We start from the raw sequence: 13,663 nt of genomic DNA on the forward strand, positions 1-13,663 counted from the left end.
GTCAGGCGACCGTGCCGTCCTGCTGCGGCTCCTCGAAGGTGAGCAGCGGCTGGAGAGCGGGGACGGCGATCCCCGGCAGCAGGTACCGCCACAGGGTGGTGATCCGCTGGTGCAGGTCGGCCCGGCCGGTCGAGATCTGCGACAGGAGCTGGGTGCCGGAGTAGGAGCTGACCAGCACCCAGGCCAGCTCGTCCACGTCCACCTCCGGCAGCAGCTCGCCCTTGTCCCGGGCGGCACGCAACTGACCGGCGAACTCCTGCACCCAGTACTGGTACGGAGCGTCGTCCTGGACACCGAACTCGCCCTGTTCGATCGCCAGCCGCACTCCGGCCCGCAGCGCCGGATTGGTCTGGAGCTGCCCGGCGAGGTACAGCGTGGTGTCGATCAGCCGTTGCAGGCCGTCCTCCCCGGACGGCAGCTCCAGTCCGTCACCCTGCTCGACCATCACGGCGTGCGCGAGGGCCACCTTGGACGGGAAGTGGAAGTACATGCCGCCCTGGGTGACCCCCGCCCGCTTCATGATCTTGCTGACACTCGCGCCGCTGAATCCGAACTCGTCGAACACCTCGGAAGCCGCCCGGAGAATAGCCTCTCGGGTCTTGACCGCCCGTTCCTGCACTGACCGCACCATTTCCCTCGGCAAACACGTGAATGGTACGAAGAAAACGCGAGCCCTGCCGCATCGGTACCGGCCCCGCCCGGGGAAGTGATCATTACGGGGGATCGCGGCCGGAGGGAAAAGTACCGCGGTCCAACTGTGCACGGCGCGCAGACGGCCACCGCCACAGCGACCACCAGCACCGCCACCACCGCCGCTGTCACCGTCACCGTCAGTCGCCGGGGTCGCCGCAGAGGTGATCCAATGCGAACGCTCCGGCCCGGTCCTGCATCAGCCGTTCGGCCTCCAACTGCTCCAGCAGCTTCTCCAGGAGGCCGGGGTCCCGCGGGTCCTGCAAGAATTCCAGCACGGCCCGCTGGAACGCGCCCCGCAAGGTCGACGGCATGGCGTCGGACGCGTCGAAACAGATCTCGTCCGCCGTGTCGAAGAGTTTCTGCACCGCGGCGGTGCTGGCCGAGAGGCGGCCCCCGCCCGTGCTCCGGTCGGGGAACAGCGGGCGCTCCTCCGGTTTCGCCATCCGGGCCCACACGGCACGGGCCGGCTGCGAGGTCAGTTCCCGCAGCAGGTCCCAGGCGGCGTCGCTCGGCCGGAAGACGGCCGCCATGTCGCCGGAGACCTCGAACGCCCGGGGCCCGGCCGGCAGCCCGGGGACGAACGTGCGGGTGGGGGCGGGCAGCACGTCGTCGCCGTAGTGCCGTCGGATGAAGGAACCCTGGTGCTCCAGGGTGCACCTGCCGCTGTTCAGGAGTCCGTACCGGCCGTCACCCAGGTTCTCGAATTCGGTAGATATTGCCTTTTCAGCCGCTTTGGGACCGTCCTGTGCGAGCACGTCCCGCCACGCCTGCCACGCCGACCTCACCTGCGGACTGGTCCAGGGCAGCTTGCCGGTGGCCCAGTCCTCGTACACGTTCGCGCCGTACCTCTGCAGCAGCAGGTCCTCGACCCAGTCCGTACCCGGCCAGCCGGACGTGGCACCCGACGCCATGCCCAGGCACCAGCGGGGGTTCTCGGCCGCCTTGAGGTCGCCGGGGCGGCTCCAGACGATGCTCTTGAGGTCCACCCGCACCGGCACCCAGTACGAGTGCCGCCGCCGCTCCCCCGTCGCGTCCTCCAGCGTGATCTGCTGCGCCCACGGCCCCAGCGCCGATCCTGCCACGTCGTCCGCCAGCACCTCGGCGTCCCCGTCGCGCGCGTACTCGGCCAGCTCGCCCAGACCGTTGAGGATCGCCACGTCGGGCGGTGTCTTCGTGCGCAGCTGGGCCGAGAGGGTCTCCCGCAGGGAGCGGGTGCCCTCGTACTCGAACGACTGTCCGGTACGCCTGCCGATCTCCTTCAGCATCCCGACGAACGGGGTCTCCTCGCCGTCCGTCCAGGGGCCCAGGACCACCACCGTCCGGTCCTGCCCGGTGGAGCAGCCCGCCGCCACCAGGGCCGTCGTGACGAGCAGGCAGCAGGCCAGGGCCGGGCGCAGCAGCCGGTGCGCGCTTCTCATGCCTTCCCCCAGTCGATCTTCCAGTGTTCCCTGCCGTACCGGCGGAGCGTGAGGCCGCAGCCCACGGCGCCCGCCGCGCCGACGGACAGAGCCAGTACGGACGCCCGCGCCCACCCGTCCGGGTGGGTGCCCCGCAGCCGCTCGGCGAGTGCGGCGTCCGCCCGCTCGATCGCGGCGTCGGGTCCGCGCGACGAGCCGGCCCGCTGCGTGCCGTCGCCGGACGGGCGGGGCACGGTGATCCCCCCGATCAAGGACACGGAACGTTCCACGTCCCGCTGGGCCCGCTGCTGCGCGGCGACACCGAACGACAGCACCCCGAGCACCAGCAGGACGGGCAGGGCGTACAGCACCAGCAGCGGGCTGCGGACCCGCAGGCCGGCCCGTACGAAGTCGAGCAGGCCGACGAAGACGAAGGCGAGGACCAACACGGCCGGCAGCGCGATCCATGCCGCGACGGCCGGCACGGTGTGGCGGTCCGCCCGGTCGGCCACGGCGGCGCGCAGCTGCGTCTCCAGGACGTCGATGCGCTGGAGGACGGCGGTCGGGCCGGTGCGCAGGAGATCCGCCGCGTAGTCCATGCCCGCCCGGCGCAGCGGCGCGCTGTCGTGGTGGCCGCCTGCCCAGTCGATCCAGCCGTCATAGGCGCTGACCAGGCCCGACACCACGCGGACCACCTGCTCCTGGGCCCTGCTCAGCGCTCCGGTCTGCACGACGTTGTTGAGGCTCTGGGAGGCCTTGGTCACCAGGGACGGGTACCGCTCGCCGAGCCCGACCAGGGCGGTCTGGGGCGGCGGGCCGTCGTCGCCGGTGCCGAGCCGCTGTTCGGCCTCCTGCTGCGCGAGGACCAGCGACACCCTGGCGTGCGCCAGGTCGACCAGCGCGGGGGCGTAGCGGTCGCGCAGCTCCTCGGTACGGCGGTGGACGTCGAAGTACGCCGTCCCCGCGAGTGCGAGCACCGTGAACATCAGGGCAGGCAGCATCACCATGCGGCTGAACAGGAATTTCCCGGTGGGCCGCAGCCCGCCTCGCGCGTCGCGGCCGGCCGACCGGTGCCACAGCGCACGGACCGGTCTCCGCCACTTCCCGCGGGCCCCGGGCGCCTTGGCGGAGGCGTTTCCGCGGTGCCCGGCGGACCGGGCGTCGGCGCGCCCGGAGCCCGCGGCTCCCGGATCGCCCGGACCGGGCCGGGCCGGGCCCGGGCGGGAGCGGTCGTCGTGGTTCATCCTCCCCCCTCGGTCGCGGTGTCCTCGTACGTCTGAAGGCCCCCGCCGTCGGCCCGGGAACGCTTCCAGCGGGCCCGCCAGCGGGGGGCTGGGTAACCACGCCGATGCCACGTACCGATGGGGCGGGTGTGGTAGGAGTTGTCGAGCAGCGCCTTGGCCAGGTCCCGGTCACGGGCCCGTTCGGCGGGCGGCATCTGCTCGAAGAGCCGCCGGTAGCAGGCGGCGAGCTGATCCCGCAGCGCGTCCTCCGTCGGCGGGACGGGGATCTTCTCGGCCTGGATGTCGGGTTCCGCGCAGAACTCTTCCAACGGGCCGGGCCGGGCACCGGCGGGCGCGGACGTCACGAGCAGGAGCAGCAGTTCCTGGAGGTCGGCGCGGAGCCGGTCCTGGGCGTGCCGGTCGGTCAGGCCCTCCTTCCGCGTGAGCCGGTGCAGGGCCACCCATGCCTGCCGGGCCGCGGCGACGGTCGGCGGACCGCCGTCGGCGGGCGGGGCGGCGAGGATGCGGACCATGGCCGTACGGGCGGCGGTGCGGTGCCGCGAGTCGGCGGGCACGGCTTCCAGGCAGTCGAGGGCCAGTTGGGGCTTTCCGGTGGCGAGGTGGATGCGGGCCAGGCCGAAGGCGGCGACGCCGAGGGCGTGGTTGCGGTGCCACACCGCTCCGTACAGGGCCACGGCCTCCTTCCGGTTCCCCCGGAACTCGTGGCAGTAGCCGAGCGCCAGCTTCGGCGCGTACTCCCCCGGGATCGCCTCGTTGACCAGGTCGAAGCAGGTCCGCGCGGCGTCCACCCGGTCGTGCACGAGGTGCAGCAGCCCCTCGTGCCAGTACAGCCGCCAGTCGAAGTCGGCCAGTTCGCCGACGGCGGTGCGGGCCCGGGCCAGCTCCGCCTCGGCGGCGGCCCGCTCCGCGGCGGCCTCCTCCGGGTGGTCGCGGGCGATCTCCAGGTGGAGCCGGCAGTGCAGCAGCGCCTTCTCCGGGGACTCCTTCCAGGCGTCGCTGAGCTGGAGCAGGCCGACCGGGTCGTCGTAGGAGGTGCGGTGCAGTTGCGTCCAGTTGCCGTCGGCCGGACTCGGTTTGGGTACCGGCAGGCCGAGGGCGACCTCGGCGGGGAACGGCGGCCGCGCCGTCAGCATCCGTTTGACGTTGCCGCCCGTCCGCCACTGGCCGAGCGGCGGGGCCTTGCCCAGTTCACCGTCGAGGGCCGCGGGCACCGGGGCGAAGAGCGTCGACGGCTCGAAGGCCGCCTCCTCGCCGAGCCGCAGCGACCGCAGCTCCCGCAGGACGCCGCGGAGCTGGACGGACATCTCCCGGGCAGTGGCGAAGCGCTCCTCCGGGAGGTCGGCCGTGGCGCGGCTCAGCACCCTGCGCAGCGACTGGGTGCCGAGCCCCGGGGGCGCCTCGGGCACCCTGGCGACCAGCTCCTCCAGCACGGCGCCGGCCGCGTACAGATCGCCCGCGACGGTCATTCCGGCGGACCCGTGCACCTCGGGCGCCGGGTACGTGACGGGGCCCGAGGTCCCGATCGGCCGGACGCCGGCCACGTCGACGAGCTTGATGCCGGCGCCGCAGTGGATCACGTTGGTGAGCGAGAGGTCGCCGTAGACGAGCCCGCGCTCCTCGTGGAGGTAGGTGAGCGCGTCCAGGACGAGCAGCCCGTAGGCCGCGATGAACTCGTACACCCGGTGGTCGTGGAAGGGCTCGACGCGCTTCTCGATCTGTTCGGCCACCCATTGCAGCGGCGCGCCGTCGGCGAACTCCATCACGATGAAGCTGAGCTTGTCCTCCGAGGCCCCCGAGCCCTTGGCGTAGTTGAAGACCTTGACGATCGACGGGTGGTTGAGGCCGACCAGGCGCAGGCGCTCCTGCACGGCGTTCTTCACCGCCTGCTCGTCGTCGGGGTCTCGCACCCCTTTGAGCGCGACGGGCCGGCCGGCCAGCATCCGGTCACGGGCGAGGTGGACCTGCCCGTAGCTGCCCTGGCCGAGGCGGCCGACGACCTGGTACTGCTGGTGCAGCAGTTGGCCGCGGACGAGAGCGTTCCGCCGCGCGCGGGCGGCCACCGGGGCGGGAGCGGCATCCGGTGCGGCATCCGGCGGACGGTCCGCGCCGGGCGCCACCGGCGGGGGCGGGTCCGGCGGAGGTTCCGGTTCGACGAGGGCGTCCGGATCGCCGACGGTGACGTGCGGCAGGTCGGTCAGCCCGTCACCGGGCGGGAGGACGACGTACCCGCGTGGCGTGCGGGGCCGGTCCAGGCGCTGCAGGGCCTCCTCGACGTCGATGCCGATACGGAACAGGTGGTACGCGGCGTCCGCGCTGTTGCGCAGGGTGCCGCCCTGGCGCAGCGCCGCCAGCCGGCGGGCGAGCCGGGGCTGGACCGGTTCGTGTCCGTCGTCGGCCGTCGGCGGCCCGTTCCGCAGCCGCCGGCTCCGGCTCCGGCTCTCCAGGCCGGCCAGGACGTGCAGCCGCGCGGCGACGGCCTTCTCGTGGCGGTCGGCCCACCCCTCGTCGAGGAGTTCGCCGACGACGCGGGCCAGCAGCGACGAGCGCGGATCGCGGAAGACGAGCAGCAGCCGGCTGTGGCCGCGCGCCAGCAGCGCCTGCAGCAGCGCCATGACCTCGCCGTCGGACGACCGGACCCGGTCGACGGAGAGGAGGGCGGCGGACAGGGGCGGGGCCTGCTCGGCGATCCGCGCGGTCATGGCGTCGGTGGTGTCGGCCGGCGCCGTCCTCTCGGGCACCCCCGCCCGCGCCGCGGTACGGCGGACCAGCTTCTCGGCCGTCCAGCCCGTCGCGTCCAGGGCCAGGTCGATCGAGCCCGCCCGCGGCTCCGCCGCACGGCCGCGCCGCAGCGACCACGGGCCGCGCTCCCGGTCGGCCAGGACGAGCGCCGAGTGCAGGACGGACCGGGCCTCCGTGTCGCCGTCGGCGACGAAGGCCAGTTCCACGGGCTCCGCGGCCCCGTCCTGACAGCCCCGCCCCGGGGCGGGCGCGCCCCGGCTCCCTTCCGGATGCACCGACGTCCCCCACCGCGCTCCGGTGTACGGCTCCGTACCCGGGCCGGCCGGTGTGCCGGGGCCGGTGCCCGCGGCCCGTCCCGCGCCGGTCGCCCGGTACGTGCCCCTGACCGTGCCGACGCCGGTGGCCGGGCCCCCGGCCGGTCCGCCGTCGCCGAGCCAGCGGGCGATCCAGCGGCGCAGCCCGAGCGCCTGGTCCCGGCCGGCCGCGCCGGGGACGAGCCGGATGGAGCCCGACACGGCGCGGGCTCCGGTGGCGTACAGCTTGATCTTCTCGTCGGCCAGGTGCCCCAGGACCGTCTCGGTCGGGATCATGTACGCGTGGCTGGAGGGCACCGGGAACTGCACCGTGCCGTGCTGGTGCACCAGGATGCCGATGACGGCGCCGGTACGGGCGTGCACCACCCCGCTGCCGCTGAAGCCGTGCCGGACCACGTAGGGCGCCGTCTCCGGGTCGAGCTGCACCCACTCGGGGCAGCGGCCCGGCCCGCCGCGCCCCATGAGCCGGGCGGTGATGTGCTCGCCGCCCGGCAGGTCCTTCGGGTATCCGACGGTGTACACCTGCTCACCCGGCGCCGGGATCTGCCGGTGCAGCACGGCGGGTTCCACCGGCGGCTCCTCGGCCAGTTGCAGCAGCGCGATGTCGGCGCTGAACTGCGCGGTGGGCGGCCGCAGATGGCGGGTGAGCACCTCTGCGGCCACCGGCCGGTGCCCCGTCGGCAGGGCACCGGGGAATTCGGCGTGGACATCGGGCAGGGGCGCCGGACGGCCCGGCCACCGGCCGTCGGCCGCGGCGGTCCGGCGAGCGGCCAGCACGACGTGCGCGCAGGTGAGCACCAGCCCGCCGGGCAGGAGCACACCCGCACCGAGCGGCGGGGCGTCCCGGCGTCCCCCCTGGAACAACCGGGCCCGCCAACATCCGTCGCCTGAGTAGTAGTTGGAAGTTCCCCCGAGCTCCCTCATACTCCGAAACGATAGCCGCGGGCAGTGACAATCGCTCCCCGCCGTGTGACGAAAGGGCCGTGATGGGCGCGAACGGCGGGCCGGGCGGACGGAGCGGCGACGAGGGCGCGGAGGCAGCCGGTCTGGCCGACGTCATCGGCCGCATCCGTGAGGAGCTGGAAACGGCACAGCGCGAGGGTGAGCGCAGCAGGCTCCGGTTCCTGGTGGACCGTGTCACCGTGGAGTTCGCCGTGCAGGTCCGCCGCGAGGGTTCCGGCCGGGGCGGTCTGCGGATCGGCGTGGTCACCGCCGAGGCCGGCGGATCGCTGTCCCGCGAGAGCACCCACCGCATCGCGATCGAACTCACGCCGCACGACCGGGACGCCCCTCCCGAGGGCCCGGGCATCAGCGTGGGCGGGCCTTCGTAGCGCCGCCCCGCCGGAGCGTCCCCGGGAGCGGGCACCGCGAGCGGACATGGGGAGCGGACACCGGCGCAGTCGGCCGGACGGCAGGTGGCGGCCGTCGCCGTCCGGTGGCACCTGCCGACCGCCGGCCGGGCCGCGGAGCCGGCCGTCACCGTACGCGGCGGTAGTCCCGTCCGGGCAACCCGTTCGCCAGCCCCCACGTGCGGCGCGCCCCGGGCCGGGTGAGAGTCGACTCAAACACCCCCTCCCTGAGGAGAGACCATGCGTCGCACTGCGATAACCGCCGTCGGCATCATCGCTGCCGGATTCCTCGCCGCCACTCCCGCGGCAGCCGCCACCGCCGGTGGCGGGGGCAAGCACCTGCACCACCGCACCGCCAGCCACTACCAGGCCGCCTATGTGGAGGCCGTGAATGCCGGCGGGCCGGACGGCGTGACCATCGGCGAGGCCGGAGCCACCTCGCACAAGAAGGTCAGCGACCTGAAGAAGCACAAGCACTTCTACCACCACTGGGTGCGCTGACCACTCGCGCCGCCCGGCCCCACCACGTTCCCCCGCCGCACCGGCCCGCAGCCCTTCGTCGCCCGCCTGGCGCGAAGGGCTGCGCCGTGCGCACAACCCCCGCACTCAGGCGGCGGCCCGGAGCTCCTGCTCCGTGTTCCGTTCGATCTCCGCCCGTACGCGGGCCAGCGCCCGGCTGATCAGCCGGGAGACGTGCATCTGGGACAGGCCCAGTTCGGCGGCGATGGCGCTCTGCGTCATGTCCTTGAAGAACCGCAGGTAGAGGATGTGGCGTTCGCGTTCGGGCAGCCGGGCCAGGGCGGGCTTGACCGTTTCGCGGTCCTCTATGAGGCCGAAGCGGCCGTCGGCCGTGCCGAGGGTGTCCATGAGGGTGTAGTCGTCGTTGTCGCCACTGCGGTCCAGGGCGACGTCCAGCGACAGGGACCGGTAGGTCTCCAGCGCCTCCAGGCCGAGCACCACGTCGTCCTCCGGGAGCTGGGCGTGCTCGGCGAGCTGCGCCACGGTCGGCGACCGGCCGTCCAGGGTGGTGCTCAGTTCCCGTACGGCCTTGCGGACCTTGTTGCGCAGTTCCTGGGTGCGCCGGGGCACGTGCAGGTCCCAGGTGTGGTCACGGAAGTGCCGCTTGAGCTCCCCCGTGATGGTGGGTATGGCGAACTGCTCGAAGGCGTCGGCACGCTCGGGGTCGAAGCGGTCGACCGCCTTGACCAGGCCGAGGGCGGCGACCTGCTTGAGGTCGTCGAGCTGTTCGCCGCGCTCGCGCAGCCGCACGGCCTGCCGGTGGGCCAGCGGCAGCCAGGCGGTGATCACGCGCTGGCGCAGCCGCTCCTTCTTGGGCCCGTCCGGCAGCGTGACGAGCAGCCGGAGTTCCTCGTTGGTGTCGGGGTCGTCGTGACGGCGCCCGTGGCGGCGCGCGATCATGGTGGTGGCCATCGCCGGCTCTCCTTAGACGCTGGTGGGCGGTTCGCAGGCAGATGAGTGGCCACTCACCGGAAAACGGCAGACTGGCCCCTCTGGGACGGGGTGCCTGCGGTTCCGAAGCACTGACGCTCTTGTGTCCCGGCGTCGGTGCCTCACACTCCGGGGCCGGAATTTTTTCGCACCGCTTCTTGCCCTGGGGGCAAGAGCGCAGACGGACGCCCCCGTTGCCCCCGGCTCGGGTACCGGGGGCAGCGGGGGCGACGGGCGGGCGGCGGGCCCTTACTCCTCCAGCACCACCCGCCCGAACACCGTCGTCGTCAGCCCGAAGAAGTCCGCGTGGACGAGGCGACGGGACACCGGGCGGGTGACGCCGTTCGCGGTGAGGGTGCCGGTGGCCGTCGTGCGGTCGGTGAAGTAGGTCTCGGACTCCTCGACGAGGAGCCGGTACAGGCTGGGCGACGGGAACCGGGCGGGTGGCGGGGTCAGTTCGCCGGTCCAGGTGAAGCCCGTGCCGTGCGGGGTGCAGACCAGTTCGGCGGTGGCGTCGGTCGCCGTCCAGTCCAGGTCGCCGCCGGAGCGGGCCCGCTGCTGCACGGTGACGGTGACCCGGCGGCTCGCCGCCATGCCGTCGCGTCCGGGACCGGTGAACTCGCCCGTGTCGTTGGCGGCGGCCGGGCCGCTCAGTCCGACGCGGATCCGGCCGTCGGCCGTCATCGCGGCGGTGACCGTACGGTCGGGCAGCAGCTGGACGAACTCCCCGGTGACCACTTTGGACAGGTGCAGGGGATCGACGGCGTACGGCTGGTAGCGGGCGAAGACGGGCCGCAGGTAGGGGAAGTAGGCGGGGCTGTCGGCGAGGTCGCCGAGGTTCACGTCGATGTCGCACGTCCAGAGGCCCAGTTGCTCGTCGTACTGCGGCGCGAACGCGGCGACCGTGACGGCCGCGGGCGTGCCGCCGACGGTCTCCGCGAGGAGCCGGTCCGTGGCGGTCACCGCGGCGTTCGGGAAGTTGGCGGGGCGCAGGCGCGGCAGGACGGAGTCGTCCGCCCAGACGGGGTCGGTGCCGCAGCGGGTGACGAGTTCGGCCGGGAGCCTGCTGCCGGGGTCGAGGACGACGGCGAGGAGTTCGTCGTCCCCGGAACTGAACCAGGGGCGGCGGAGGTGGACGCGTACGCCCGCGCTCCGGCGGGTCCGGGTCACCCGGTGCGCCGCGGTGTCTACCGTGCGTTCCCAGGTGAAGGTGGGGACGGTGTGGCTCACTTCGGGCGGCTCGGGACGGCGGGTGGCCGGCACCGGCCAGCCCCGGCCGGTGGGCCCGGCGGCGGCCGGGCCCCGGCTGGTGATCAGTTCGGGCCGGTCGGTGATCGCCGGGTGGAAGTACTCGCGGAAGCGGGTGGTCGCGGTCGGCGTGTAGGTGACGTTGCGGTGCCGGGTGTCGCGGAACTCGTGCCGTACGTCGGAGAAGGTGCGGGTGTCCCGGAAGCGGTCCGTGGTCAGGTCGCCCACGTGGTCGCGGCCGGTCACCCGGCGGGGCGCGGACTCCTTGACGTCGTCGAGCCACTCCTCCCAGGTCGCGTCCAGGTCGATCCGGCCGGTGCTCCTGGCGTGCAGGGTCAGGTCGCCGGAGACCAGTGCGAAGGTCTCTCCGGCCGTACGGCGGAAGCGCAGCTCGGCCAGGGACGGCGGGGCCAGCGGCTTCTCGACGGCGTGCACGAGCGTGAGTTCCGTCCACGGGGTGATCATCCAGTTCTCGCCGGCCGCCGACGCGGCCGTGAGCTCCCGCTGCTTCTCCGAGGTCAGGCGCAGCGGGTCGTTCCACAGGGGCGACGCGGTCAGCAGCCGCCAGACACGGAACAGCGGGAGGTCCGCCTCTGCGACACGGCAGCTCATGCGGACGGTCACCACCTCCGCCTTCGGCACGTACACGGTCAGGACGCCGCCCACCGGCGGGTCCGGCGGGCGGTCCCCCTCCACGATCCGCAGCCGCAGCGGCCGTGCCTGGGGCCAGGTGCCGGTGAAGTCGTAGGTGCGGTGGGGTTCGGCGCCCGTGCCCGGCAGTCCGCGCAGGGCGACGCCGCGGGCGGGGACGTCGGGCAGGTACGGGAGCAGGAGCCGGCCGGCGTCGTGGACGACGTACTCGCCGGTGTGCAGGCCGTCGCCGCGGGCCACCGGCAGTTCGGTCAGGGGCGAGGTGTCGTGCGGGCTGTGCTTCGCGACGTGGATCTCTCCCGCGGCCTTCAGGTCACGGGTGACGCGGGGGTCCTCGGGGAGACTGACCACCGTGTCCAGGTAGCTGCCCGCCTCGCGGGACGCCGCGGCGAAGTACTGGCGGCGTACGGCTTCCGGTGCGCCGGGGCCGAAGGCGGCGTCGTACACGCCGTGCTGCTCGGCCGTCTGGAGTGCGCTCTTGGGCGGGCTGATGTGCCGTTCGTCGAAGGCGCGGTAGCGGCGGTCGAGGCCGTCGGCGGGCGAGTTCCTCCCGTGGTCGGGGACCTGCGGGTTGCGGAGGTCGGCCCATTCGCCGGGCGTAAGCGGCCGGCCGTCCTCGTCGACGGTGCTGCGGATGACGAGGTGCGGTTCCGACTCGCCTTCCAGGAACGGCCACCTCGGCACGATCACGGGCGGTGGTACGGGCTCCCAGCGGCCGTACGTGACGGGCTCGGTGGCGGTGCCCTCCACGGCGGGCGCCCCGGGGGCGAGGCTGTTGCCCGCGAGGTCGACCAGGCGGGCGCGCAGCCGGTACGTACGGCCGTAGCGCAGGGCGGGCAGCGTGCCGGGGGTGGGCCGGAACGCGACGGCGAGCGGGAAGCGGTCGGAAACCTCGGGTGCGGGCACCTGCGGCCGGTTGTCGGCGCCGAGCGTCCGGCCGGGCGGTGCGGCGGCCAGGCTCCAGCCGTGCCAGCCGAACAGTGCCTGGTGGACGTAGAGCTGGTGGTCGGCGGCGCGGTCGCGGGTGACGGCGGACGCCTTGACGTGCCCTTCGTCAGGTGCGGCGGTGAGCGGTACGGCCGGTGCGCCGGGCCGCCTGATCGCGTACTCCCCCGTCCGCGCGCACAGCGGGTACCAGGCGGTGACGCGCCCGGTCCGCTCGTCCGCCACGCCGACGTCGACGCGCAGGCCGCGGACGAGGTGGGCGGCGTCCAGGACCGCGGCGGCGACGGGCCGCCCGTCGGGGCCGACGCCCGCCGTGTGCCGGGCGTCGGCCTCCATCTGGTCGGCGAGGGCCCGGTCGCGGTCGTCGTGGACGACGGTCAGGCCCGCGCCGTGCAGGGCCGGTACGGCGGTGGGGTCGGCGGCGACGGCCGTGCCCGGTTCGCCCGTACCGCTCAGGTACTGGTCGAGGACGCGGGAGAACTCGACGAACTTCATCGCGGCGCCGTCGAGGTCCAGGTCGGTGGTGCGCACGGTGTCGGCGCCCAGCTTGAGCATCCGGTGACCGTGGAAGCCGTCGTCGGCGGCGTACGGTTCGAAGCGCCGGCCGGGGACGTGGCGCAGTGCCGTCCAGGGGCGCAGCGTCTCGTCGGTGTTGAGGTGTTCCTGGGCGGCCGTGAAGGTGACCCGGGCCTGCCAGTGGTCGGCGAGACCGGCCGGGGGTGTGACGAGCAGATCGAGGGCGAGGCCGAAACGCCGCAGGAGTTCGGGGTAGTCGGCGAGGAGGGCGCACGCGGTGTGGAAGTCGAAGTCCGGTGCTTGCGGGGGAGGTTCGGCTTCGGGTGCGGCCGGGGGCGGTACGGCGGCGGAGGCCGCCGGGCGCGCGGCCCGGTCGTAGAAGCGGTACATCTCGGCGAGTCCGAGCAGCGCGCCGTCCCGCGTGTAGTCACGCGCGGTGCGGTCCATGTGCCGGGGGCGGTACGGGTTCGGGTCGGCGGTGGCGTCCTGCCGTCCGGCGGGCGGGGCGCCGATGAGGTCGTCGAGCCGGGGGTAGGTGGTACCGACGTGGCCGGAGAAGGCCCGGATGGTGCGGGTCAGTACGTCGGTGAGGTCGCTGCCCTGGGGGTGGTCCCAGTCGGCGGCGGGCCCCTGCGTCTCCACGGGCGCCGCGAGATTCAGTTCGTCGCCGCCGGCCGGCGGGTTCGCGCGGCGGCCGGCCGTCGCGCTCACCGCCGCCTCGTACAGTGCCGTGACCTGGTCGTGCACCGCTCCGGCGGGGAACGAGCGCAGCACCGGAAGCGGTGCCGCGGTGGCGGCGAAGGCCCCGGTGGGCGCGTGGACCACCGTGTCGGGCTTGAACAGCTCGGTCCACAGCGCGCTGTCGGCCGGGGGGAAGCGCCCGGCCTGAACCGTGGTGGGGACGAGGACGCCCGGCCCGGTGGTGCCGGGCGCGCGGAAGGCGACCTGGAGCGCGGGCGCGTACGTCCGCAGGGTGTCCGGCCAGTCACGGAAGCCTGGGAACGCGTCGAGGCGGGTGCCGCCGGTGAGGCGGGGGCTGACCAGCACCGTCAGCCGCAGGGTGCCGTCGGCGGCCGGGCCGTCGGGCAGTACGGTCCACCGGATCGTCTCGGGCATGG

Annotated in this window: 8 protein-coding genes; 2 read left to right on the forward strand and 6 right to left on the reverse strand. The window is 74.0% G+C overall.

The features are described from left to right. Window position 1 precedes the first annotated feature (1 nt). From ACZ4QV_RS21150 to ACZ4QV_RS21165, 4 genes are all read right to left on the reverse strand, one after another. Window positions 2–631: a ScbR family autoregulator-binding transcription factor gene (locus tag ACZ4QV_RS21150; protein ID WP_361588479.1), complete on the reverse strand. Its 630-nt coding sequence runs from the start codon at window positions 629–631 to the stop codon at window positions 2–4. Between the two features lie 199 nt (window positions 632–830). Further along, on the reverse strand, window positions 831–2,111 hold the full coding sequence (locus ACZ4QV_RS21155) for a hypothetical protein (RefSeq protein ID WP_361588481.1): 1,281 nt from the start codon (window positions 2,109–2,111) through the stop codon (window positions 831–833). After that, window positions 2,108–3,334, reverse strand: coding sequence for a death domain-containing protein (locus ACZ4QV_RS21160; protein WP_361588483.1), 1,227 nt, complete (start codon window positions 3,332–3,334; stop codon window positions 2,108–2,110). The genes ACZ4QV_RS21155 and ACZ4QV_RS21160 overlap by 4 nt, the downstream gene beginning before the upstream one ends. Beyond that, complete coding sequence (locus tag ACZ4QV_RS21165) at window positions 3,331–7,206, reverse strand: tetratricopeptide repeat protein (protein ID WP_361588485.1); 3,876 nt, start codon at window positions 7,204–7,206, stop codon at window positions 3,331–3,333. Before ACZ4QV_RS21165 ends, ACZ4QV_RS21160 begins: the two co-directional genes overlap by 4 nt. A gap of 167 nt (window positions 7,207–7,373) precedes the next feature. On the opposite strand from ACZ4QV_RS21165, the gene ACZ4QV_RS21170 reads away from it, so the two are divergent. Beyond that, a complete protein-coding gene (locus ACZ4QV_RS21170) occupies window positions 7,374–7,718 on the forward strand; it encodes a trypco2 family protein (RefSeq protein WP_361150404.1) in 345 nt (114 codons plus the stop codon). 258 nt (window positions 7,719–7,976) lie between these two features. Continuing rightward, window positions 7,977–8,237, forward strand: coding sequence for a hypothetical protein (locus ACZ4QV_RS21175; RefSeq protein ID WP_361150402.1), 261 nt, complete (start codon window positions 7,977–7,979; stop codon window positions 8,235–8,237). Window positions 8,238–8,342: 105 nt separating this feature from the next. Here ACZ4QV_RS21175 and ACZ4QV_RS21180 read toward each other — a convergent pair whose 3' ends face one another. After that, complete coding sequence (locus tag ACZ4QV_RS21180) at window positions 8,343–9,167, reverse strand: SigB/SigF/SigG family RNA polymerase sigma factor (RefSeq protein ID WP_361588488.1); 825 nt, start codon at window positions 9,165–9,167, stop codon at window positions 8,343–8,345. Between the two features lie 267 nt (window positions 9,168–9,434). Then, window positions 9,435–13,661, reverse strand: a complete 4,227-nt coding sequence (locus ACZ4QV_RS21185) for a hypothetical protein (protein WP_361638750.1) — start codon at window positions 13,659–13,661, stop codon at window positions 9,435–9,437. Window positions 13,662–13,663: the final 2 nt, after the last annotated feature.

The sequence above is a fragment of the Streptomyces sp. NPDC026394 genome (assembly GCF_055567735.1).